This window comes from Oligosphaera ethanolica, assembly GCF_030814695.1.
Lineage (GTDB): Bacteria > Verrucomicrobiota > Lentisphaeria > Oligosphaerales > Oligosphaeraceae > Oligosphaera > Oligosphaera ethanolica.
In genome coordinates this window covers 1746657-1770085 of the sequence record NZ_JAUSVL010000001.1, presented here as the reverse complement: position 1 = coordinate 1770085, position 23429 = coordinate 1746657, and the positions used below count along the sequence as shown (strand labels likewise).

Sequence of the window (23429 nt, the reverse complement as noted above, 5' to 3'; positions counted from 1 at the left end):
TACGGCAACCGCGCCGCGCGCAGAGCGCGGGCGGCGGCGGCGGGGCGGTGGCAGTGTGGATCAGCTGTCTTTGACAGTGCTGGCGATGCAGAGCTCCGCGAGCTGGGCGGGATCAACCGTGCTGGGCGAATCCGTCATCAGACAGGCGGCTTTGGCGGTTTTGGGGAAGGCAATGACGTCACGGATTGATTTTGCGCCGCACATGAGCATAACGAAGCGGTCGAGGCCAATGGCCAGACCACCGTGGGGCGGCGCACCGAAGGAGAACGCTTCGAGGATGTGGCCGAAGCGCAGCTTGGCCTCGTCGTCGCTAATGCCGAGCGTCTTGAACATCAGCGCCTGGCGATCGGCCTGGTGGATGCGGATGGAGCCGCCGCCGAGCTCGACGCCGTTGAGCACGACGTCGTAGGCCTTGGCCCGGACCTTGCCGGGGTCACTGCTCAGCTGGGAGAGGTCTTCGTCCAGCGGACTCGTGAAGGGATGATGCACGGCGACAAAACGGCCGGATTCGGCGTCCCAGTCCAGCAGCGGAAACTCGACGACCCAGAGGAAATTCAGCACTTTGTCATCAATGATGCCGGCCTTGGCGGCCAGGTCGAGGCGCAGGCGGCCCATGACTTCGCAGGCGCAACGCCACTGGTCGGCGACGATCAGCAGTAGGTCGCCGGCCGTGGCATCCATGGCGCCAAGCAGTGCGTGTTTTTCGTCTTCGCTGATGAATTTGGCGGCGGAGCCGCTGATGCTGCCGTCGGCCTCGACCTTGAGCCAGACGAGGCCCTTGGCGCCGAAGAGGCGGGCCGTTTCGGTCCACGCGTCCAGCTGCTTACGGCTGCTGGCGGCGGCCATGCCCTTGCCGTTGATGGCGCGAATGACGCCGCCGGCGTCAAGGGCCTCGCGGAAGGCCTTGAATTCGGATTTGGCGAAGACAGCGCCGAGGTCCTGGATGTCCATGGCGAAGCGCAGGTCGGGCTTGTCGGAGCCATATCGGTCCATGGCGATCTGGTAGCTTAGGCGCGGGAAAGGCGTGGGTACGTCGATGCCGTGGACGTCTTTGACGACGGCCACGATCATTTTTTCCACCAGGGCCATGACGTCGTCCTGTTCGACGAAGCTCATTTCGAGGTCGATCTGGGTGAATTCGGGCTGGCGGTCGGCGCGGAGGTCCTCATCGCGGAAGCAGCGAGCGATTTGGAAGTAGCGTTCGACGCCGCCGACCATGAGGATCTGCTTGTACTGCTGGGGCGCCTGCGGCAGGGCGTAGAAGGTGCCTGGGCGGACGCGGCTGGGCACGAGGTAGTCGCGGGCGCCTTCGGGCGTGCTTTTGCTGAGGATGGGCGTTTCGACTTCCATGAAACCATTGGCGTCAAGCACGTCGCGGCAGACCTTGGTGATGCGGTGGCGGAGGCGGAGATTGGCGACGATGCCGGAGCGGCGCATGTCGAGGTAGCGGTACTTGAGTTTTAGGTCATCGCTGGCGCTGGGATCGTCCAGGTGGAAGGGCATGGGCTGAGCCTGATTGAGGACCGTCAGCGAGCTCAGTTCGACTTCTATGGCGCCGGTCTGGCGCTGCTTGTTGACCATGTTGTCAGGCCGGCTGCGGATGACGCCACTAACGGCGAGGACCCACTCTTCGCGGATGTCTTTGGCCTTGGCGGCCAGTTCGGGGTTCTGCGCGGGGTCGATAAACAGCTGGGTGATGCCTTCGCGGTCGCGGAGGTCGATGAAGATCAGCCCGCCCAAATTGCGGCTGGAATTGACCCAGCCGCAGAGGCTGACCGATTGACCGATCTGGGCTGTGCCCAGCTCATTGCAGTGATGCGTGCGTGTATAGGCCATGGGGGTTCCTTTGCGCTGTGAGTGGCTTCAAATCGGTGAATACGCTTATGCCGTCGGCAGTTTGCCGCGCAGCCACGCCGCGAGGTTGCTAAGGGCGACGCTTTCTTGTTCGGACGAAGTCATGTCGCGGCAGAGGACGCTGCCCTGCGCGAGTTCGTCGTCGCCGCGGATCAGGGCCACTTTGGCGCCGGCCTTGTTGGCACCGCGCAACTGCGCCTTGAGACTGCGGCCGGAAAAGTCCGCCTTGATGCGCAGACCACCGCAGTCCAGGCGGAGCTGCTGGGCTAACTGCAGGCCGGGCAGCAGCGCGTTGTCGCCGAGGCTGAGGACCATGACGTCCGCTTCGGCATTGGGCTGTGTCTGCAAGCCGAGGCTGGCCCGGGCCATCAGCAGGCGTTCCATACCAGCCGCGAAGCCAATGCCCTCGACGGCCTTCTTGCCGCCTGGCAGTTCGATACGGTAGCGGCCGCCGCCGGCGAGAGCGTCCTGCGCGCCGAGGCCGGGATGGGTCACTTCAAAAACCGTGTGGATGTAGTAGTCGAGGCCGCGGACCAGGCGTGGCGCCAGTTCGTAGGACACGCCGAGGTCTTTCAGGCCCTGGCAGACCCGGGTGAAGAAGCCACGGCTTTCATCGCCCAGGAGATCGACGATGTTCGGGGCCTTGAGCGCAATGTCGTGGCAGGCGGGATTCTTGCAGTCGAGCATGCGCCAGACGTTGGTGCTGAGTCGCCGCTGGCAGTCTTCGCACATGGCCGGTGCGTGTGGCGTGAAGTACTCGACCAGCGCGGCGCTGATCTTCGGCCGGTCAGCCGGCAAGCCGCGAGTGTTGAGCATCACGCGGGAGCCGCTGATGCCGAGCTGATCGAGGTACTGCGTGAGCATGGCGATGCACTCGGCGTCCATCCACGGCGAGTCATTGCCGACGGCTTCGACGCCAATTTGGTGGAACTGGCGCCGGCGGCCAGCCGCCGGGCGTTCCCCGCGGAACATCGGCCCGAAGTAGAATACGCGGGCTTCGTCGCCCTGTTCGAGGCCGCGGAAAGCGATGGCGCGGATGACGCCGGCGGTCCCTTCCGGGCGCAGGGTGAGGCTGCGGCCGCCGCGGTCGTTGAAACTGTACATTTCCTTCTGCACGACGTCGGTTTCGTTGCCGAGATTGCGGACGAAGACGTCGGTACGCTCGAAGATTGGCGTGCGCAGTTCGCTGTAGCTGTAGCGGTGGAAGACATCGCGGGCGTTGTTTTCCAGTTCAATCCAGTCGAGGGTTTCTGGTTCCCAGATATCGGCGGTGCCGGGTAGGGGCTCGTTGGCGGCCATGAAGAGACTCCTGCGGGGGGCTGGGGGCTGGACAGGTCACCGGCGGCGGGGCGCCGGCGAGTCTGTCATGGGGCAAGAAAAGAAGCCAGCACAAGGCTGGCTTCGGGAAAAATCGTCGTTGACTATAAGCTTTGTCTGACCGTCGGCCGCCTTATTGGAGGTCTTGCGGATCGAGTTTGAGCACCAGTTTGCGCATTTCCTTGCCCGGTTTGAATTTGACGACAGCGCGTTCGGGGATTTTCACTTCGGTCTTGGGCTCATTGGGGTTGCGGCCAACGCGTTCTTTGCGGCGCATGACTTCAAACACGCCGAAGTTGCGGAATTCGATGCTGCGGCCGGCAGCGAGTTCTTCAGTAATGGTATCCAGCGTCAGCTGAATAACATCCATCACTTCACTTTGTTTGAGGTTGGTTTGACGAGCGACCCGAACCACCAAATCACGTTTCGTCATGGTCATGATGCCTCCGTACGCGCAGTATGCGACGTTTTTGATTGCTATAAGTTAGGTGCTGTCCTTAAGTTAGGGCAGAACGGATAACATACCCCGAGAATAGAATGAAACAACCTTGGACGGGCCAAAGGCAAAAAAACGGCAGCCGGCGCCAGTGAAACTATCAGGGGGACATGGCCCCGTTATCGCGCCGGCATAGTTGAGGCTGACTACCATCCCAGACTCAAAGCCGACATCATAGGGCTCGGCTGTTGGCCGGCTAATCTCTGCATGTCAGTCATGCTCAGGGGTGAAAAGCGGGGTTATTATATTGTTTCTCAGTATATTAGTCAAGACCGCCAGCGCTGATAAAATAGCCATGACGCAAACCTGATAGGACCTTCAGCGCCAGTAGGGGAACGGTAGAGAAGACAAGAACTGCGAGACCTGAAGATGCATGTAGATCCTGATGAGCAGAAACGAGCTCCAGAACCGCTTCCGGCCAGCCCCGGTGCCGCCCTTGTGCAAGCGGTTGTTGCCCCGATGGGCGCTCGCGCCAATGCTGCCGGTGACGATGTTCCAGACGTGGCTGAGGACGAGGTCTATTTCGTGCCTTCGCCGGCGTCGCGCTTTAATCCATGGATAGCGGCGTTGGCGTCCCGGCGGGTGCCGTACCGGGTCGAGTACGATGGTGCTGAACGCCGCATTGCGGTGCCGGCGGGCTATGCGGAAAAGGCCGGTGAGGAGCTGGCGGCCTATGAGCGGATCAATCACGCGTGGCCGCGGCAGGCGCCCGCCGACCCCAGGGCCAATGAGCCGTTGGTGAGCGACGCGTCCTTTTTTGCGGCTTTGGCGAGCGCGGCGGCGCTCTTCCGTTTTTACCTGTGGGTGGAAAACACGCCGGGGCTTGGCTGGCGCGAGCGTGGCGCGTGGCGGGATTCGGCGTTTGCCGCTGGCGAGTGGTGGCGAGTGCTGACGGCCCTGACCCTCCATGCGGATGCGCCACACGTGCTGGGCAATCTCTTCTGGATGCTCGGCCTGCTGGCAGTACTGGGCGCCGAGATCGGCGCCGGCGCGGCCTGGGCGGCAATGGTGTTTGCTGGCGCGCTGGGCAATGCCGTGATGATCGCGCTGGCACCGGAAGGACACAGCGCCTTGGGGGCGTCCACGATGGTCTTCGGGCTGTTGGGCATACTCAGCGCGGTGCGGACCTGGCATAGCTGGCGACGGCGCCAGGGCGGGCGGGGACAGCTGTTGCGGATCGTGCCTTGGCTGCCCCTGCTGGCTGGCTTGGCGATGCTCGGCATCTACGGCACCGCGCCCGGCAGCGACTTGCTCGGACACGGCTGCGGCTTCGGTGCCGGCGTGGCTATCGGCGCGCTGCTGCCTGTCTGTCGACCGGCGCTAGCCTGGCGCTGGCTGCAGCTGGCGCTGGCCGGTGCCGCCGCCGTACTGCTCGTGGCCGCCTGGCTAGCGGCTTTCGCGGGCTAGGCCGGCGTTGCCGGGGCCTTTTTCGCCGCGATCTTCCCAGGCGTAGTCGCCCTCGGCTTTTTTGACGAGCACTTCAATTTTTTTCTCGGCCTCGCCCAGCTTGCCGGCGCAGGCTTTTTGCAGGCGCATGCCTTCTTCGAAGTACGCCATGCTTTGTTCGAGGGACAGACCGCCATTTTCGAGTTGGCTGACGATGCCTTCCAGGCGCGTCAGTGCTTCTTCGAAGCTCAGTTCGGGTTCTGGTTGTTGATTCATGGCGATGGCTCCGTTGGGATGACGCGGTTGACGTTGAGTTCCAGGTCGCCTTTGGCCAGCATGGCGTGGATGCTTTCGCCGGGCTGCGTTTCGGCGGCATCACGGAGGGCCAGGCCGCGTTGGTTCAGTAGGATGCTGTAGCCACGGGCGAGCACGCGTCGCGGCGCCAGGGCGTTGAGGGTCTGTTCCGCCCGGGCAAAACGATCCCGGCGCTGGCGAACGAGGGCATTGAGCGCCAACGGCAGGCGGCTGCTGGCGTTGGCCAAGCGGCTGCGCGCGCGTTCATGTAGCCGTGGCAAGGTCTGTTCCAGACGCGCGGCAAGATAGTCCAAGCGCTGCTGCCGTTGCAGAACGATGTCGTCAGGCCGTTGCAGAAAGGGGCAGCTGGCCGCGCGGGCGTAACGCTGGCGCAGGGCAGCCAGACGCAGCAGCAAGGCATCGCGCAGACGACGGCGGAGGTTTTCGACGCGGTCGGTGAAACTTTCTTTTGCTTGCACGACCAGTTCGGCTGCCGCTGATGGGGTTGGGGCGCGGAAGTCGGCGACAAAGTCGCAGATGCTGTGGTCGCGTTCGTGGCCGACGGCGCTGATAACGGGGATTTCGGAGCTGGCGACGGCTCTGGCGAGCACTTCTTCATTGAAGGCCCAGAGGTCTTCGATGCTGCCGCCGCCGCGGGTGACGACGATGACCTCGCAAGCCCGGCGGACATTGAAGAAGCGAATGGCGTTGGCGATCTGGGCGGCAGCGTTATCGCCCTGGACGGCCGTGGGGATGATGCGCACGTGCATGCCGGCAAAGCGGCGGTTCAGGACATTGAAGAAATCTTGGATGGCGGCGCCGTCGAGTGACGTGATCAGCCCGACGCAGCGGGGCAGTGTTGGTATGGGCCGTTTGCGCTCGAGATCAAAGAGGCCTTCGGTCTGTAGCCGTAGCTTGAGTTCTTCGAAGCGCTGGTGGAGGTCGCCAAGACCCAGCGGTTTGACGTCCAGAACCGACAGCTGGTAAGCGCCCTGGGGTTCATAGACGGTTAAGCTGCCGGTGGCGACTACGGCCATGCCGCGCGCAAGCTGCAGACGCTCAGCGGCGGCGGCACCACGAAAGAATACGGCCCGAAGTTGGCTGCCGCGATCTTTGAGCGTGAAATAAACGTGGCCCGAACGATGGACGACCAAGTCGCTGATTTCGCCCTGGACGGCCAGTGTCCGGAAATTCTGTTCCAGCAGCCATTTCACCCGCGCCGTCAGATCGCTGACGCTCAGAATGAAATTTCCGGCGGGTTCGCTCATGCTGCTGTCCAGGCTGTGGCGGCCGCGGTTGCGGGGGAGGAACGGTGGCCGGCGGCGGCGTTTATTTTTTGCTCACCGTGATGGTCAGCGAGCCGTCGCTGATCTTGACTTCGGTAAGCTTGCTCTTGATCTTATCCAGGGCGGTGCTGCCGCCGGACAGATTGACGAATTTCTGGGTGATCTTTTGGTTCAGCTGTGCGGGCACGGGCACGAAGCCGATCTTGGTTTTCTGCACATTCATGGCTAGGACACCGTTGCTGACCGTCGGCTTGACGACGACGGTGTTGTGCATGGGCACCTTACCCATCAGTTTGCTGGTGAGGATGAGGGTGGCGCAGCCGTCGCCGGCAAAACTCACGCTGAGGTTTTCCGAGGTCAGTTTGTTGTCGCCGCCGGTGATGGGCAGATGCAGGGACTTGTTGAGCAGCGCCGTGGCATCCTGGCTGCTGAAGGTGAAACTCTTGCTGCTGGGCTTGTCATCATCCTTGTTGCGTGGCGGCCGGCGGCCGCGCCGGACGGCCTGTACGCCGAATGTCTGCGCCTCTTCAAATTGCTTGGTGGCGTCGGCGCTGGGCTCGTTGCCAGTGAGGTGCGCGACGGGGAAGAATATGCCCACGATCAGCGTGATCAGCAGCAGAGCGATGACGACGCTAAGCACCTGATTGACGATCTTCATGATCTTCTGCGACTTCGTTAACTTTTTTTCGAGGAACGAGTCGGGTTTGAGTTCGCTCAAATCGAGCTTCTCACCGCAGCCACGGCAGAAGATGGCGTTCAGTAGGTTGTCTGATCCACATTTGGGACATTTGATCATGGTCTTCTTTCCTCGCGGAATGTTTCGTTTGTTCAGTTGCAAGCGCAGTCGCCACGGCGCTCAAGTCGCGGCGCTGTTCTTTTTCGTGCCGCTGCCACCGTCTTTGCCGCCGCTGGTGGACGAGCTGCTGCTGCCACCGTCTTTGCCGCCGCTGGTGGACGAGCCGCTGTCGGTGTTTTTGGCCGGGGTGCTCGCGCCGTTGCTGCTGCTTTTTTTGTAGTCGGTGCAGTAAAAGCCGCTGCCTTTGAAGAGGATGCCGGCGCCTTCGCCGATCAAGCGGCGGAGTTTGCCGCTGCATTTTTTGCAGGTTTGCAGTGGTTCTGAAGTCATGCTTTGGAAGTGGTCAAAGCGGTCGCCGCACTGTTCGCATTTGTACTCGTAGGTAGGCATAATCCGTTGATGGGTTGATGGTTGAAAATGGTCAAGTCAGGAAAAGAATTCGCCTAATATAGTTTATCGGCGGTCATGTGCAATGGCTGGGACGAGAAAAGGCGCTTTTCGCTCCTTGTGCAATGTGCTCATTATGAATTAGATGGATACATACCGACGACTGTGGCGGTGGGGAGTGGCCGAGCTGGCGGCATGGGCTGGCGGACTTGATTCTCGGCCGGCTCCAATTATGGTTAGGGCCGTGCCAGCCGCGGGGCGGCATGGCCTAGCCCCGGACGACCGAATGAGTATCTTTAATGCAAAGGACGCGTGTTATGAAATTTGCCATGTGCAACGAATTCTGTGAAGGCTGGCCGCTGGCCGACTGTCTGAAACTGGCGCGCGACTGCGGTTACCAGGGCCTGGAAGTGGCGCCGTTCACGCTGGCAGACTCCGTGCTGGACATCACGCCGGCGCAGCGGGACAGCATTCGCGCCACGGCCGAGGCCAGCGGCGTCGCCATCATCGGCCTGCACTGGCTGCTGGTGAAGCCCACCGGCCTGTACTTGAACTGCCCCGACGCGGCTTTGCGCAAGAAAACCCGCGATTATTTCGCGGCGCTGATTCACTGCTGTGCGGATTTTGGTGGCGACCGCATGGTGATCGGCTCGCCCAAGAGCCGCAATCTCATGCCCGGGGTGAGTTATCAGCAGGCATGGAATTGGGCTAAGGACACGTTTGCGTCCCTGCTTGATACCGCTGCCGAACGTGGAGTCGTGCTCTGTATTGAGCCCCTCGCGCGAACCGAAACCGACTTCATTACCACGGTCGGCGAAGGCGTGCGGATGTGCCAGGAGCTGGGCGATCACCCCAATTTCCGCGTGCACATTGACGTCAAAGCCATGTGCGACGAAGGGCGGCCCCTGGATGAGATCATCATGGGCGCCAAAGGCTACGTCGGCCACTTCCATGTCAACGACGCCAACCGCAACGGCCCGGGCTGGGGCGACACCGACTACGCGCCCATCGTCCGTGGCGTCAAAGCCATCGGCTATGACGACTACGCATCCGTCGAGGTCTTCGATTTCTCCTTCGGCGCGGACAAAATTGCCCGCTCCAGCATCGAATTCCTCAAGAAGGTCTTCGTGTAGTATCACACGTAATCGGTCAGTGTACACCCCGGCGCTTCGCTGGGACAATTTGCAGGAAACCCACGGCCCGCCGCCGCCCAGCCATTCGACCTTGATTTCCGCCGACCTTTGCGGCAGCGTGTTTCATAGGAGTAATCACCCCGGTGGTGAAAACACCAGGGACAATTTGCTGGAAACCTACGGCCAGTCGCCGCCCTGCTATTACACATGGGTGGCTAACCAGGCAGCGGATTTCATAGGAGCAATGCTCTTCACCTAGCATGCGGCAATCGCCGGCGATGAGTTGATTGGTAACCATGCACAAGATCATTCGCCGAGGTTTTGAGCACCGAAGGTGCGCCCTAAGATAGCCCAGGGCAAGCGCCCGCAGGGCGCGTCGCCCTGGGTCTGGACTTTGGACAATTTTTTTTGTTTAAAAATAAATCTAAAAATTAATTTGCATTCTACCTACTCCGTATTATGCTACCCGTAGCTTGAATGCTGGCGTGTCTGGTCACAACAAAGAAGGGCTACGGGTATGGCAAAAGAAATCAGCAGCAATGATCTCTGTAATGTCTTGGAAACAATGCTTGAATCCGGACTAAAGGCATTGCGCTCGGCCAAAGGTTTGGACGGTCGCCTGGAAGCGAACCGAAAGGCAGCCGGAAAAAGATCTAACATGTTACTAGTTAGCGATATACTCCGAGAAGCGGGGGAGCCTCTTCACATCAATGAGATCCTTGACCGCGTGCAGAAGCGCCATGGCGTGAAGCTGCGTCGCGAGTCCATCGTGTCGGCGATGACCAAGAAGGTTCTCGACGGACACACGTTCCGGCGTACAGGACGCAACGAATTTGCACTGCTGGACCAAGAGGAGGACGATTAGCCATGGAAAACAAATCGCTGCTTGTGTGGTTGCGTGCTTTTTTGGCGACTCTGAGCGTGGGCATCAAGGATGTTCGGTCACGAAAGCGATTTGTCACGATAGGCATCGGCCTTTTGGGCGCCAGTCATCCAAAAACCATAACCAGCGCCATTAACTTTCTAGATATGGTGTTCCACTGGAGCGCGTTCTATAAACTTTTCTCCCGGAGTAAATGGGACTGTGAAGGCATATTCGGGCCCATTATCCAGGAGGCCGTCAGTCTCTGCCCAGTCTACGACCCCATCATTTCCGCCATCGACGATACGCTCGTGCGCAAGACCGGCAAAAAAATCCCCGGTACTGCTTACGCCCGGGACCCTATCAGCCCCCCGTTTCATGTCAATCTGGTCATTGGCCAGCGCTATCTGGAAACGACCATCATGTGCCACGGCTCTGATCCCAACTCCAGTCGAGCCGTACCCGTGGCGTTCAGACACGCACCACCGGTCAAGGCTGGAAAAGTGACAAGTCCGGAGGAGGAACAGATACTGAAGGAAGAGAAGAAAAAGCACAACATGAGTGTGCGCGGTCGCCAGCAGCTTTTTTCCCTTCGTGGGGCAATCGACGCAATACCTGGCGGTTACGACCGTGTCCTTATCCAAAGCGCCGACGGCAGTTTTGCCAACAGCTGTTTCCTGACTGATCCTCCTCACAACACCGTGATCGTCGCGCGAGCGAGGAAGGACACGGTCTTTGTCGAGCCTCTTTGCCCCGAACAACGCAAAGGCAATCGCAAGTACGGCCAACGTCTGCCTTCACCCAAGGATATTCTTGCCAGCGACAACTACGAAACGCGGACCATGGAGGTATTCAAGCACGGACGTAAACTTGCCGTGCATTACAAGTGCGTCCAAAACGTCAGGTGGCCGGGTGCGACCCACGATCAGCCCTGTAATCTCATAGTCATTAAGCCTTTTCCCTATCGTCTGACCAAGAATGGGCGCACTCTCTATCGGCAGCCTGCCTTCCTGGTCGTAACCGGTGCCATAAACAAGATCACGATCGAACAGGCTATAAGGGCTTACTTGCTTCGCTGGGAGATCGAAGTCAGCTTTCGAGACCAGAAAGCAATACTTGGCATTGGCAAAGCCCAGGTGTGGAACAAAGATTCAGTAGCTAAAGTGCCCGCTTTCATCTCGGCTTGCTATGCCGCTTTGCTTCTGGCAAGCATACGACTCTACGATGACAAGCGAAACGAGGCATTCCCAACGCGAGAACGGTGGCGAAACGACCCGGTCACCCGTCCATCCCTGCGCGATCTGGTGCGTTTAATGCAAAGCGAGCTGGCGGAGGGAAAAAAATCAGCACCGGACGTTGCGTAGGAGTCCGTGCAAGATTGTCCAAAGTCCAGGCCCAGGGCAAGCGCCCGCAGGGCGCGTCGCCCTGGGTAAGGTGCCCCACCCAAAAGAGCCCTGTAAGGGCGGCCTAAAAGACCTGCGACGAAGGGTCACAGCGCAAAATTGCCGCAGCAATCAATGAGTTCCATTGCCTCTTTGGCTCCAGTCAGCTTCGCCGACTGAAGCCAAAGAGGCTGAGGAACACGGGCCAATATGGTGCGCTACCCAGGGCGGCGCGCGCCTTCGGCGCCGCTTGCCCTGGGCTATCATAGATCGCGCTTTCAGCGCTTCTGCCGCTTCGCGGCGGAAATGCACGACGAGAAAGGGCTGCTTGGTTGAAACAACAAGTGCCATGGATACCGTTAAATGAAGAGCCATCGGTTTTATAGGAGAAAACCGTCGGGACGGCGGCGCTACAGGAGTCCCTGGATATCCAAGTATACCCAATCAGTCCCAGGCGTCAGGCAACTGGTCCCCGAAGTCCAATAGGTCCCCAACCAGTCCCCGAAGTCCAACGCGTCATTCCCTACGGTCCCGAGCGTCCCAGTGGTCCAATCCATGGGATCATGCCTCATGAGTCGTGAGTCCTCGCCCCAGCGCCGCCGCCAATCAGTCCCACCGGTCCCAGGCGTCCCCCAGGACTGGCCGTTATCAATGGCCGATCGATTTCGTATCACACGGCGTCAGGGTATTGGCCAACTCCACGGAAACGCACGGGGGACAGCCACGGCGCGGCCAGCAGCACCGGTTGCTGGCCGCGCTCGTTTTTTCAGTCCAGGAAGACATTGTCGATGAGGCGGGTCTTGCCGAAGAAGGCGGCGACGGCCAGGACGGCCGGGCGGTCGACGGTCGCCAGCGGGCGGAGGCTGTCGCGGTCCATCACGACCACGTAGTCAATGTTGCCGCCGGCGTTGGCAATGCCGGTCTTGACCAGGTCGCAGAGGGCGGCGGCCTGGCGCTGGCCGCCGGCGAAGAGCGCGGTGGCCTGGTTCAGGCCGTTGGCGATGCTCAGGGCGCGGCGCCGTTCGTCGTCGCTGAGGTACTTGTTGCGTGAACTCATGGCCAGGCCGTCTGGTTCCCGCACCAAAGGCGCGACGACGATCTCGACCGGCACATTCAGGTCACGCACCATGCGGCAGATGATCAACGCTTGCTGCGCGTCTTTGCGGCCGAAGATCGCCACGTCGCAGCGGGTGATATTGAAGAGCTTGAGGACGACCGTGGTCACGCCACGGAAATGCCCGGGCCGGGCCGCGCCGCACATGGTCTGCGACAGACTCTCTTCCGTGACCCAGCAGGAATGGTCCGGGCAGTACATGACGGCGTTGTCGGGATAGAAGATGGCGTCGACGCCGCGAGCCCGGCAGCAGGCTTCGTCGCGGGCGAAGTCGCGCGGATATTTGTCCAGGTCTTCGTTGGGGCCGAACTGGGTGGGATTGACGTAGATGCTGACGACGACGCGGTCGGCGCGTTTTTTGGCTTCGTCCACGAGCGACATATGACCTTCGTGGAGGTAGCCCATAGTGGGCACCAGGGCGATGGTCTGCCCCCGTCGCCGCCAGGAGTCAAGGGCGGCGCGGGTATCGGCGATGCTGCGGAGGATGATCATTTGGCGCTGTGCTCCTCTCCGGGAAAGCGGCCGGCGCAGACGTCCTCGCGGTAGGTGCCAATGGCGTCGCGCACCGTGTCGGCCAATTTGGCGTAGAGTTTGGCGTGCCGGGGCAGGAAAGCGCCGCCGAGGCCGAGGAGGTCAGTGATGACTTGGATCTGGCCATCGCAGTGCGGGCCGGCGCCAATGCCGATGGTGGGTATGCTCAGCTGTTCGCTGATCTGCGCACTGAGTGGCGCGGGGATGCCTTCGAGGGTGACGGCGAAGGCGCCGGCTTCCTGGACGGCAAGGGCGTCGTCAAGGAGCGCCGCGGCCTCGTTGCTGCTGCGGCCATGAATGCGGTAGCCGCCGTCTTTGAGTACCGACTGCGGCAGCAGGCCGATATGTCCGAAAACCGGGATGCCGGCTTCGACCAGCCGCTTGATGACCGGCAGCATGACCCGCCCGCCCTCGAGCTTGACGCCGTCCGCGCCGCATTCCTTGAGATAACGGCCGGCGTTGCGGACGGCTTCGTCGCCGTTGATCTGGTAGCTCATGAAGGGCATGTCGCCGATGACCATGGCCCGCTTGACGCCGCGGCAGACCGCCGCCGTGAGCATGAGACTCTCGGCCAAGGTGACGGGGATGGTGTTCTGGTAGCCGAGGACGGTGTTGCCCATGGAATCGCCAACCAGAATCAGATCGCAGCCGGCTTCGTCTGCCAGTCGGCCCATGATGGCGTCATAGGCCGTGATGGTCACGATCATCTCTTTGGCGGCCTTTTTTTTGCTGAGATCGCGGACCGTGACTTTGCGCACGGGATTGTCCATGTCAGTACTCCTTCTGCAAGGGCGGGCTGCCGATTGGGTGGCAACCCGGTCAATGGTGATAGGGCCAGCGCTCAAGGCGTGGCGCTGTCCGGGAAAAACGTTTTCAAGGCCGTGGCAGCGTTCGGGTGCTCGTACTTGGCCGCCATGTCGAGCAGTTCTCTAGCGCGGCTGGGGTTTTTGGGGGTGGCGCGGCCTTCCAGCAGGAACATGGCCATGCGGTACATGGCCTCGGGGTTGCGGATATCTGCGGCCTTGCTCAGCCAGTGCAGGGCCGCGCCATCGTTCTTGCTGGTGCCGATGCCCTCTTCATAGAGTGTGGCCACTTGCAGCATGGCCGCAGTGAAATTCTGTTGTGCGCTGCGTTCGATCCAGGTGAAGGCTTCGCCCGGATTGGCTTCGACGCCGGTACCGCTGAGCAACGCCATGCCGTATTGGTATTCGCCGATCTCGTCCCCGAGTTCGGCCGCTTTCTTCATGAGTTCAACGGCCTTCGTGAGGTCGTGGGGGACGCCGCAGCCTTCGAGGTAGCAACTGGCGAGGGCGACGATTCCCGGCGCGTAGTCGGCGTTGGCGGCGCTTTGGTAGCAAGCTGCGGCCTGGTCGGTGTTTCTGGAGATGCCCATGCCTCGCTGGTAGCAGTAACCGAGCTTTGTCTGGGCCTCGGGATCGCCTTCCTGCGCCGCCAGAGTCAGCCAGTTGAACATCTCGTAGTAATTGCGTTCGATGCCATTGCCGCGCTGGTAGCAGTCGGCCAGATACACTTGCGCGCGGATATCGCCTTTGCGAGCCGCTTTGAGCAGGTACGTAACCGCTTCGGACGCGGGGGCGTTGGTGCCGATGCCGTTGAGAATGTACACGCCCAGCTTGCGCTGGCAGATGGTGTCACCCGCATCGGCACGCAGACGCAGGTACTTCACCGCGCTCTGGTAGTCACCACGCATCTCGGCGATGGCCGCGACTTTGCCCTGCGCCTCCGCGACGCCGCTATCCGCGGCCTTCCGGTACCAGTCGTAGGCCGCAGTCGGATTCATGGCCACCCCGACCCCGTTCTCATAGCATATCCCCAAATTGAACATCGCCGCGCCATTGCCGGCTTCAGCTGCCATCGTGAACCAACGGATGGCCTCGACATAGTCCTGTTTGACGTTGGCACGCCCTTCAAAATAAATTTTGCCCAGCGCCAGCTGGGCGTTGGGATTGCCGGCCTTGGCGACTTTTTCCAGCCTGTCGATGGACACCGCCGGCTTTTCTTTTTCTGGGGGCGGCTTCGCCAATTTAGAGGCCGTGGTTTCGGTTTCCCCGCCAGGGGTGGGCAGCAATTTTTTGCGGTTGAATGGCCATACTGAGCGGCAGGAGCCGCAGAGCAGGGCGCCGGCAAGAAGGCATAAAAGGGCAAGACGAGAGGTGTGAATCATACGCGCAGGACCTGCAGATGTTGGGGGGGGAAAGTCGGGTGGTAGTTTTCCGCGCAAGGCTGATGTACTGTAACCTCTTTACCCATGCACTGCAATTGGCCTTGCGAGCTGCGTGGACCAGCAAACGCAGCCGGAACCACCCTCCGAACACTCCTTTCAGCCGTGAGGTAGCCCATGAAAATCAGCCATTGTGCCATTGGCATCATCTTCTGCGCCGCCGTTTCCAGTCATGCCGTGACGCTCTACGTCAGTCCCCAGGGCAATGATCAGGGCGACGGCAGCCGCAACGCACCCCTGGCGTCGCTGGCCCGGGCTCGCGACGTCTTGCGCGAACAGGCACAAGCTACAGGCACTCCCGGCGGCGAAATTGTGCTGCTGCCGGGCCTCTACGAGCTGTCGGCAACCGTGCGCTTTGCCGAGCAGGACGGCGGCTCGGCGGCCTCGCCGCTGCTGATCCGGGCCGCCGAGCCCGGCACCGCGCGCCTGTCCGGCTCGCGCCGGCTCGCGCCCGAGCTTTTTCAACCGGTGACGGCGCCGGCGCTGCGGGCGATCATAGACCCGGCAGCGGTCGACCACATTCTGGCGGTCGATCTGGCGGCAGCGGGAATTGCCCTGCCGACGAAGATCGAGGAGCGCTTCCGCATGCCCTTTGCCCTACCGGAGCTCTACTGCGATGGGCAACGTATGGACCTGGCTTGTTGGCCGGAGGATGGCTGGGCGACTATCGAGAAGATCATCGACAGCGGCGCCACCTTCAGTTCTGGCGGGGCATTCGATGCAGCCAATCCCAGCAAGGCAAGGAAGGTCGAGGACCGTGGCGGTATTTTCCAGTACAGCGGGGATAGGCCGGCCCGCTGGCATGCCGACCGTGGGCTGTGGCTGCATGGGTACTGGTGTTTCGATTGGTATGAGCAGGTGCTCAAAGTCGCAAACATCGACACCGCGACGCGACAGATCACCCTCAGTCGCGGCCATCAATACGGCCTGCGCCAGGGAAACCCCTCGCCTCGGCGCTGGCGCGCGGTCAATCTGCTGGAAGAATTGACCCGGCCCGGCGAATACACCATCGACTGCGAGAACAAGCGGTTGTATTGCTGGCCGCCGGCCCCGCCAGCGACGGCGCGCCTGGCCATCACGGTGCTGCGCGGTTCAGTTCTGCACTTCAGCAAGACGCCGCATGTATACCTGCAGGGACTGGTCATTGAAGAAGGGCAGGTCGGTATATCAGCAGACGATTGCGACGACTTCCGCGTTGAGGGCTGCGTGGTGCGCAACCAGCAGCGCGAGGGCATCCGTGTCAACGGCGGCAACGCGGCGCGGGTGGTCGGCTGCGATGTCCACGACACGGGCACGGGCGGCGTCAATGTCACTGGCGGCGACCGCAAGACGCTGACGCCCGCCGGGCACGTAATCGAAAACTGCCACATTTGGCGTTTCGCCGTGCATCAATTGACCTACGCATCGGCCATTGCGCTCCGCGGCGTCGGCAACAACGCCCGCCATAACCGCGTCCATGACGCACCGCACATGGCCATCAGTCTGTCCGGCAATGATCATGTCTTCGAATACAATGTCGTCCACGATGTCTGCTTGGCCGCCGATGACGCCGGGGCGCTCTACAAGGGCCGCAATCCGTCCTGCCGCGGCAATGTCGTGCGCTATAATTTTTGGTATAACATCGGCCGCCCCTTGGGACACGGCAATGCCGCCATCTATTTCGATGACGGCGATGGCGGCGAAAAGGTCGTCGGTAATGTCTTCTTCCGTTGCGGCGAGCCCGGTAAAGGCAACTTCGGAACGGTGTTCTCCCACGGTGGCCACGATAATCTAGCCACCGACAACGTCTTCATCGAGTGCAAGCGCCCGCTGGGATCATCACCCTGGAATGACCAGCGCTGGCGGACCTACGTCGAATCCGAACTGTGGCAGAAACGCCTGCTGCAGGATGTCGATATTACCAGCGAACCCTACATCACACGCTACCCCGCGCTGGTCGGCTTCATGGACGCACAGCCCAGTGCCATGCGTGTGAACCGCGCCCAGCGCAACCTGCTGGTGATGAGCGCCGAGCCCAGCAGTGGCAACTGGCAGCTCGATGACTCGAACTGGCAGACCGACGACGATCCCGGCTTCGAAGATATCGCCAAGGGCGATTTCCGCTTCAAGGCCGCTGCCGCTGTCTTCCAGCGCATCCCCGGTTTCCAGGCGCCGCCCTTTGCGAAGATGGGCCTCTACGTCGATGCCCTGCGCCCCGTGGTGACGCCGGTGCCCTGGACGCATGAGCCCCCACGCCCCCTGCCGCCGCTGCCCAAACGCGCGGCGCCGCCCGCGCGGCCAGCGCCGCCGGCCGGCACCCCACCGTTGTATAAGGTGCGCCGGACGAACGCCGCGCCCGCAATTAATGGCGTGATCGAGGCCGACGAATGGGCCGGCCGCCTCGCCGCCGATGCCATGCCCCTCGCCAAGAACTACAATGGTGCCGCCGCCGCCCGCAGCAGCTCCGCTTGGCTCAGCCACGATGGCGAATTCCTCTACGTGGCAGTGACCAATCCCGTTGCGGCTACCGCGAAACTCGACGGTGCCACCTGGGGCGATTACGATGCCGTGGAATGCAGCCTGCAGGCGCTCCCCCCCGCCCCTGCACAGCCCATTCATATCTTCCGCAGCTATGGCAATGGCGTGATTGAACACAGGATTGCCAAGGACGGCGCCGCTGAGCCGAGCATGGCACCGGCGTCGCCGATGTTCCTATATGCGGCGACGCGCCCCCGGCCGGATCTCTGGCAGGCGGAAATCGCCATTCCTCTCGCGTCGCTCGGCCTCGACCCCGCGCGCAACAATCGCCTGGCCTTCAATCTGACCGTCCGCAAAGGCGACGACAATCTGTGGCTGATGTGGGCCCCCACCGGCGGCTACTCCTACAATGTCGCCGCCGCCGGCATCATCGAACTCCAGCCCTGAGCAGGTGCGCGCCGCCGTCCCGGCGGCATGGAGTTTGGCAAAACTCGGGTGCGGGCGCGCCCGCATCGTCGCGCCGCCCATCAGCGTCATGTGTCGTTGGCGCCCGCCTTCCGATTATCACGCCGCCCCTCGTCGCTTCTGGCGCGGGCGTCTCGCCCGCACCCTCGCTGAGGCCTGCGCCTCACTCGACCACAGAACGGTCATGCGCGTCATTCGATTGTGGTGCGGGCGTCTCGCCCGCACCCTCGCTGAGGCCTGCGCCTCACTCGACCACAGAACGGTCATGCGCGTCATTCGATTGTGGTGCGGGCGTCTCGCCCGCACCCTCGCTGCGGCCAGCGCCTCACTCGACCACAGAACGGTCACGCGCGTCATTCGATTGTGGTGCGGGCGTCTCGCCCGCACCCTCGCTGAGGCCAGCGCCTCACTCGACCACAGAACGGTCACGCGCGTCATTCGCTTGTGGTGCGGGCGTCTCGCCCGCACCCTCGCTGAGGCCAGCGCCTCACTCGACCACAGAACGGTCACGCGCGTCATTCGCTTGTGGTGCGGGCGTCTCGCCCGCACCGGCGCATGCGGCCTGCTTCCCGACAAGGCACCGGGGAGCTCTATGGACAGCATGGACGCAATGGACATAATCCCACGCCGCCGTCCCGGCGGCATGGCCTTCATCCTGGGACCGCCGCCGTCCCGGCGGCAATCTGCCTGGGACCGCCGCCGTCCCGGCGGCAATCTGCCTGGGAGCGCCGCCGTCCCGGCGGCATGGCCCTCATCCTGGGACCGCCGCCGTCCCGGCGGCCTGGCCATCTTGGCCGCACAATTTATCTCCTCGTTGGAGAGATGGATTACCACACGAAAATGCCCCCGTCTGGTCCTTACTACTGACCAGACGGGGGCGTTTGTTCACAGGTGGCAGCTTGTGGTGCTCAGCGACGGTCCTTCGGCCTCTTCGGGCCTCTTTCCTTCTTGCCGCCCTCTTTGTCCTCATCCTTGAGTTCGTCCTTTGGCTCATCAGCGAGACTTTCAGGCTCGTATTCATCAAAGAACAGGTGATAATTGATCAGATCGATCTGTTTTTTCAGATTGGCATGGCTGCCGGTGTACTTGCCTTGTTCCTGATAGAACTTCGTGGCGCGGTCTTCCTGCTTTTTTGCTTCGGCGTCTTCAGCCTTTTTACCCAAGTCATCCAGGCGCTCTTGAAGCTTGTCATAGTCCTTATCCAATGGCTTGCGGATTTTTTCGGCGATCTTGTAAAAGTCCCGCTTGGCCCGCTCAAGTTTGCGGTCGACCCGTTCGAGCTTGCTCTTGGCTTTGCGTGCCTCTTTGGGATCATTGGCGGTCTCCAGCGCCTGCTGCTCGCGGTACATGCCGACAATCTCGTCGTAGGCGGCAAAGAACTCCTTGAACTTGGGATTCTTGCGGGCGTTCGTCAAGTCATTCTCACCGGGCTTGCCGGGGCGTTTCTCGGGCCGAAGGTCCGCGCCGCGGTCCGACGACTGGTCACGATCATCCAAGGGGCCGCCAATGCTGAGCATCGGCGCCACAACGGCAACCGCCAAAACGAGCTTCAACAGGAAGTGCTGGAAGTGAGATTTCATGGCAGGGGTCCTTTCTGGGTGGCTTAGGCCGATGCTGTCTCGGCCAGTTGAAAAAAAGTAACGCCAAGTCAAAAAATAGCACGGATTTGTTTGATTTGTAGCGAAGCATCCCTATAGTAAAGCTGTTTCCAAAAAATGGGGCATTAGCTCAGTTGGCTAGAGCGTCTGCATGGCATGCAGAAGGTCATCGGTTCGAGCCCGATATGCTCCACCACCCCGTTTATCGACGCCATCGAGTCCAGCTACTCGATGGCGTTTTTATTTTCTCCGCAAGTGGCGTAAACGCAGTGTGTTGCGGCGTTTGCCCGTGGCGCCCTCCGGCGCCGCCGAGACCGCTTGGCGGGCCGTTTTGACCGCCCGCAGGCCGGCAATCTCGGCACTTGTCTCTGTAGCCGAGGTCAGAAGTCCACTGGTTTATGAGGTTTCTATGCCTGGGGCTTTTGCCGCCTATAAACGCGTCTCTTTGTGCGCCGGGCGTGCCTGTCGCGGTCTCTATTTGGCCGTTTTGAGGCGGACGCTCAGGTCACGAAATTTAGCGTTCGCGGAGAACTGCCTGCATTGTTTCGTATAACTGGGCGACCACGGCTAGAGACAAACTCAAGCCGGAAACACAAGCGCCGCCGACCGGGGCTCTTCGGCCATGGTAGTGTTCTTTCCGCAGATTCCGCAGATTAACGCAGATGATGTTTGAGACTGGCTGCTTGGGGCCCAGGATCGCCTGCTTATTTTTTCGTCGTACTACATTCATTTGACATGATTGTCGTGGGGGCGATATTTGAGACAGCGTTGCTGTCATGGTCAGGCATGGTGTGATTGCCTGAGTGACTGTTACAGCAATTAGGGAGGAATCGTCGGTGCACTGTCCCCAATGCCATAAAGAGATTGCTGATACGGCGAAATTCTGTCCGGAATGCGGCACGCGCATTTCGGGGCTATCCGGCGGTCTCTTTGACGACAACGTCTGTCCTTCTTGTCACGCGCGCAATCGTGACGGCGTGAAATTCTGTGTCAGCTGCGGTGCCGGTCTGACCTGTCTTTGTCCAGAGTGCGAATGCGAACACCCGGTGCACAGGCCTTTCTGCGGGAGGTGTGGTACCGAGGTGAAGGCGTTCTTGAGCGTGCGGGATAGTGCGCAGAAAATGCGTGCTTACAGCAACGACAACAAATGGAGTCGGGTTGCGAATGAATATGGCCATGTGCCAAAGAACGCCCGGCTGCCCGGAGGTAAGGGGCAGGAACTACTCGCTGAGATCAGCGCCTTGAATGAGGCTGCCAAGACTGCTTTGCAGCAGCGAGACGAGCAACTCTCGACTATGGCTACGGCCATCAAGGCCGCTTTGCAACGGCGGGAGGAGCTACTCACCGCTATGGCAACGGCCATGGAGAAACACAACTATGCGGCTGCAGCACAGGCAGTGACAGAATGTCTGGATATCTTCCCGGCAAATGCCACCGCCACTGAAGTCCGCAAGCAGCTGGATCAGTTGGCAAAGCGGGTTACGGCAACTGCTGCCGAGCTTGAAAAGGCCATTGTTTCAAGACGATGGAGGCAAGCGCAGCAGCTGGCAGAGACGGCCAGGCATGATTTTCCCGATTCTGAGGTACTGGCTGATTTATGCCAGAGAGCGGTGGCAGGCGCGGCAGCCGCTTTCCAACGGCGCGATGAGCTACTCACCGCTATGGCAACGGCCATGGAAAAACACAACTATGTGGTTGCAGCACAGGCAGTGACAGAATGCTTGGATATCTTCCCGGAAAATGCCACGGCCAATGAAGTCCGCAATCAGCTGGATCAGTTAGCAAAGCGGGTTACGGCAACTGCTGCCGAGCTTGAAAAGGCCATTGCTTTAAGACGATGGCGACAAGCGCAGCAGCTGGCAGAGACGGCCAGGCATGATTTTCCCGATTCTGAGGTACTGGCTGATTTATGCCAGAGAGCGGTGGCAGGCGCGGCAGCCGAAAAGAAAAATGTGGACGACTTCGTTGCCGGCATTCCGATCGCCCGGGCTTTGTATGAAAACCGTAAGCTCGTTTCCTGCGGACGGCTGTTGACGCTGTTGTGGTCCCTGCAAGACAGTATTGGCGACGCCGATGATCCCGTCTGCGCTCAGCGAATGCAGTCTGCCTTGGAGCCACTGGCGAAGCTGGAGAAAGATTATTCGGCTCTCAAGGCCGAATATGACGCATTGCTGACATCAGCCCGTGAAAAATTATCCCAGAACGACTATGAAGCTTGCTCAGCTCTTTGCACCCAAGCTAGTGCCCTCAATGTTGAAAGCACGGCTGCTGAAGAGTTGGCCCAGATGGCAGAGATGTCCAAAGCGGCCGTTGAAAGGTTGTTGCGGAAGGCCCAGCAGGCATGGACTATGAAATGCTGGACAGAAGTGGAAGCTGCCTGCGAGGCGCTTCTGGTTTATCACCAAGGACACCCCGAGGCGGAACGGTTGTTGCGTCATTGTCGGCAGGACCAGCTTTCTCATCGACAGAAAATAAAGCGACTGGTGATGATTGTTATTGTGTTTCTAGCGGTACTGGCCGGTGGCCGCACTATTGTTCTCATGCACCAACGCGCAGCACGAATTAATGTTCATATGGCCGTGTCACGCACGGCGATAAACGTGCAGGATTGGGCTGAGGCCATGGCGGCAGTAGATAAGGCATTGGCCCTGGACGCAGCCAACGCCGAGGCGAAGGTGCTCAAGATGAATGCGATAATTGAGTCGCATTTGGCTGTTGCGCGCACGGCGATGACCAACAAGGACTGGCCGGCGGTCTTGGCCGCAGCAGATAAGGCCCTGGCCCTTGATGCCGAACATGCCGAGGCGAAACAGCTTAAGGCGAATGTTGATGCTGCCATAATTGAGTCGCATTTGGCTGTTGCGCGCGCGGCGAAGGTCCAAAAGGACTGGCCGGCGGTCCTGGCCGCAGCAGATAAGGCCCTGGCCCTTGATGCCGAACATGCCGAGGCGAAGGCGCTCTGGGCTGAATCCAGTCGCCATCAGCGGGTTCCGGAGGGCTTCCGCCTGGCACCAGGCGCGGGCCCGGAGTCCTACACGAACACGGGCTGGGTGCAGGCGATCATCCACGAGCAAAGCGGCATTGAGCTGGTGTATATTCCGGCGGGGACCTTCACCATGGGGAGTCCGACCACTGAGACGGGCCGCAGTAGTGGCGAAACCCAGCATCAAGTGACGATTCCGCAGGGCTTCTACCTGGGCAAGACCGAGGTGACTCAGGCGCAGTGGGAGAAGGTGATGAAGGTGAATCCGTCGGGTTTTCCGAATGCCGGCGCGACGGCGCCGGTGGAGCGCGTGAGCTGGGACGACTGCCAGGCGTTCTGCACAGAGGCCGGTTCGGGCCTGCGCCTGCCGCTGGAGGCGGAGTGGGAATACGCCTGCCGAGCGGGGACGACGACGGCCTTCCACTATGGTGATTCGCTGGACGCGTCGATGGCCAACTTCAGAGGGAATTACCCCTATGGCGCTGGGAAGAAAGGCGAATATCGAGGGACCACCATTGCGGTCGGCCAGTTCAAGCCCAACGCCTGGTGCCTATACGATATGATCGGCAATGTCTGGGAGTGGTGCCAGGACAAGTTTGAGACGTATCCGGCGGGGCCGGTGACCTTGGCACAGCCGGCAGGACCCGCTGGCCGGGAGACGGACGATGGCGCGGGCCGCGTGCTCCGCGGCGGCAGCTGGGACAACCTCGCCAGGTACTGCCGCTCCGCGTACCGCAGCAGGAGCGGGCCGGACTACAGCTACGGCAACAGCGGCCTCCGCGTGGCGCTTTCCGCGCCGCCAGTTCAGTAGGGCCATTCCCGGCCGCTTTGCTGAGCACCGGGCTC

18 protein-coding genes, 1 tRNA gene and 1 pseudogene are annotated in these 23429 nt (G+C 61.1%); 9 read left to right on the top strand and 11 right to left on the bottom strand.

What is annotated here, in order from left to right; all coding sequences use genetic code 11:
• Window positions 1-60: 60 nt before the first annotated feature.
• The 3 genes from aspS to J3R75_RS05940 all read right to left on the bottom strand — a co-directional run bounded on the left by aspS (window position 61) and on the right by J3R75_RS05940 (window position 3610).
• Window positions 61-1836, bottom strand: a complete 1776-nt coding sequence (aspS, locus tag J3R75_RS05950) for an aspartate--tRNA ligase (RefSeq protein ID WP_307260460.1) — start codon at window positions 1834-1836, stop codon at window positions 61-63.
• A 45-nt stretch (window positions 1837-1881) separates the two neighbouring features.
• Window positions 1882-3153 (bottom strand): histidine--tRNA ligase, encoded by a 1272-nt coding sequence (gene hisS / locus J3R75_RS05945; RefSeq protein ID WP_307260459.1) that lies wholly within the window; start codon window positions 3151-3153, stop codon window positions 1882-1884.
• A gap of 151 nt (window positions 3154-3304) precedes the next feature.
• Entirely contained in the window at window positions 3305-3610 is a 306-nt protein-coding gene (locus J3R75_RS05940; protein WP_307260458.1) for an HU family DNA-binding protein, read from the bottom strand.
• 516 nt (window positions 3611-4126) lie between these two features.
• Between J3R75_RS05940 and J3R75_RS05935 the strand changes: the two genes are divergently transcribed.
• On the top strand, window positions 4127-5074 hold the full coding sequence (locus J3R75_RS05935; RefSeq protein WP_307260457.1) for a rhomboid family intramembrane serine protease: 948 nt from the start codon (window positions 4127-4129) through the stop codon (window positions 5072-5074).
• Here the strand turns inward: J3R75_RS05935 and J3R75_RS05930 are convergent.
• The 4 genes from J3R75_RS05930 to J3R75_RS05915 form a co-directional block, all read right to left on the bottom strand.
• Window positions 5054-5329, bottom strand: a complete 276-nt coding sequence (locus J3R75_RS05930; protein ID WP_307260456.1) for an exodeoxyribonuclease VII small subunit — start codon at window positions 5327-5329, stop codon at window positions 5054-5056. The two genes, J3R75_RS05935 and J3R75_RS05930, sit on opposite strands and share 21 nt — an antisense overlap.
• Window positions 5326-6615 (bottom strand): exodeoxyribonuclease VII large subunit, encoded by a 1290-nt coding sequence (gene xseA, locus J3R75_RS05925; protein ID WP_307260455.1) that lies wholly within the window; start codon window positions 6613-6615, stop codon window positions 5326-5328. The genes J3R75_RS05930 and xseA overlap by 4 nt, the downstream gene beginning before the upstream one ends.
• Before the next feature lie 61 nt (window positions 6616-6676).
• On the bottom strand, window positions 6677-7429 hold the full coding sequence (locus tag J3R75_RS05920) for a hypothetical protein (protein WP_307260454.1): 753 nt from the start codon (window positions 7427-7429) through the stop codon (window positions 6677-6679).
• A 60-nt stretch (window positions 7430-7489) separates the two neighbouring features.
• On the bottom strand, window positions 7490-7819 hold the full coding sequence (locus tag J3R75_RS05915; protein ID WP_307260453.1) for an FmdB family zinc ribbon protein: 330 nt from the start codon (window positions 7817-7819) through the stop codon (window positions 7490-7492).
• A gap of 314 nt (window positions 7820-8133) precedes the next feature.
• Between J3R75_RS05915 and J3R75_RS05910 the strand changes: the two genes are divergently transcribed.
• The 4 genes from J3R75_RS05910 to J3R75_RS05895 all read left to right on the top strand — a co-directional run bounded on the left by J3R75_RS05910 (window position 8134) and on the right by J3R75_RS05895 (window position 11175).
• Window positions 8134-8949 (top strand): sugar phosphate isomerase/epimerase family protein, encoded by an 816-nt coding sequence (locus tag J3R75_RS05910; protein WP_307260452.1) that lies wholly within the window; start codon window positions 8134-8136, stop codon window positions 8947-8949.
• 19 nt (window positions 8950-8968) lie between these two features.
• The gene (locus J3R75_RS05905; RefSeq protein WP_307260451.1) at window positions 8969-9208 is read left to right on the top strand and encodes a hypothetical protein; all 240 of its coding nucleotides are present in this window, start codon (window positions 8969-8971) and stop codon (window positions 9206-9208) included.
• Window positions 9209-9466: 258 nt separating this feature from the next.
• Window positions 9467-9814, top strand: a complete 348-nt coding sequence (locus J3R75_RS05900) for an HTH domain-containing protein (protein ID WP_307259070.1) — start codon at window positions 9467-9469, stop codon at window positions 9812-9814.
• A gap of 2 nt (window positions 9815-9816) precedes the next feature.
• Window positions 9817-11175: a transposase gene (locus J3R75_RS05895; protein WP_307259069.1), complete on the top strand. Its 1359-nt coding sequence runs from the start codon at window positions 9817-9819 to the stop codon at window positions 11173-11175.
• A 784-nt stretch (window positions 11176-11959) separates the two neighbouring features.
• Here J3R75_RS05895 and panC read toward each other — a convergent pair.
• The 3 genes from panC to J3R75_RS05880 form a co-directional block, all read right to left on the bottom strand.
• Window positions 11960-12799, bottom strand: a complete 840-nt coding sequence (gene panC, locus J3R75_RS05890) for a pantoate--beta-alanine ligase (protein WP_307260450.1) — start codon at window positions 12797-12799, stop codon at window positions 11960-11962.
• Window positions 12796-13608 (bottom strand): 3-methyl-2-oxobutanoate hydroxymethyltransferase, encoded by an 813-nt coding sequence (gene panB, locus J3R75_RS05885; protein WP_307260449.1) that lies wholly within the window; start codon window positions 13606-13608, stop codon window positions 12796-12798. Before panB ends, panC begins: the two co-directional genes overlap by 4 nt.
• 71 nt (window positions 13609-13679) lie before the next feature.
• Window positions 13680-14846 (bottom strand): SEL1-like repeat protein, encoded by a 1167-nt coding sequence (locus tag J3R75_RS05880; RefSeq protein ID WP_307260448.1) that lies wholly within the window; start codon window positions 14844-14846, stop codon window positions 13680-13682.
• Window positions 14847-15197: 351 nt separating this feature from the next.
• On the opposite strand from J3R75_RS05880, the gene J3R75_RS05875 reads away from it, so the two are divergent.
• On the top strand, window positions 15198-17984 hold the full coding sequence (locus J3R75_RS05875) for a right-handed parallel beta-helix repeat-containing protein (protein WP_307260447.1): 2787 nt from the start codon (window positions 15198-15200) through the stop codon (window positions 17982-17984).
• 926 nt (window positions 17985-18910) lie between these two features.
• Here the strand turns inward: J3R75_RS05875 and J3R75_RS05870 are convergent.
• Entirely contained in the window at window positions 18911-19582 is a 672-nt protein-coding gene (locus tag J3R75_RS05870) for a hypothetical protein (RefSeq protein ID WP_307260445.1), read from the bottom strand.
• Between the two features lie 137 nt (window positions 19583-19719).
• Between J3R75_RS05870 and J3R75_RS05865 the strand changes: the two genes are divergently transcribed.
• The 3 genes and pseudogenes from J3R75_RS05865 (at window position 19720) to J3R75_RS05860 (ending at window position 23394) form a co-directional block, all read left to right on the top strand.
• A tRNA-Ala gene (locus J3R75_RS05865) sits at window positions 19720-19796 on the top strand.
• Window positions 19797-20403: 607 nt separating this feature from the next.
• Window positions 20404-20604: pseudogene (locus J3R75_RS19835) on the top strand (zinc ribbon domain-containing protein); the annotation flags it as partial.
• A gap of 78 nt (window positions 20605-20682) precedes the next feature.
• Complete coding sequence (locus J3R75_RS05860) at window positions 20683-23394, top strand: formylglycine-generating enzyme family protein (protein ID WP_307260444.1); 2712 nt, start codon at window positions 20683-20685, stop codon at window positions 23392-23394.
• Window positions 23395-23429 lie beyond the last annotated feature (35 nt).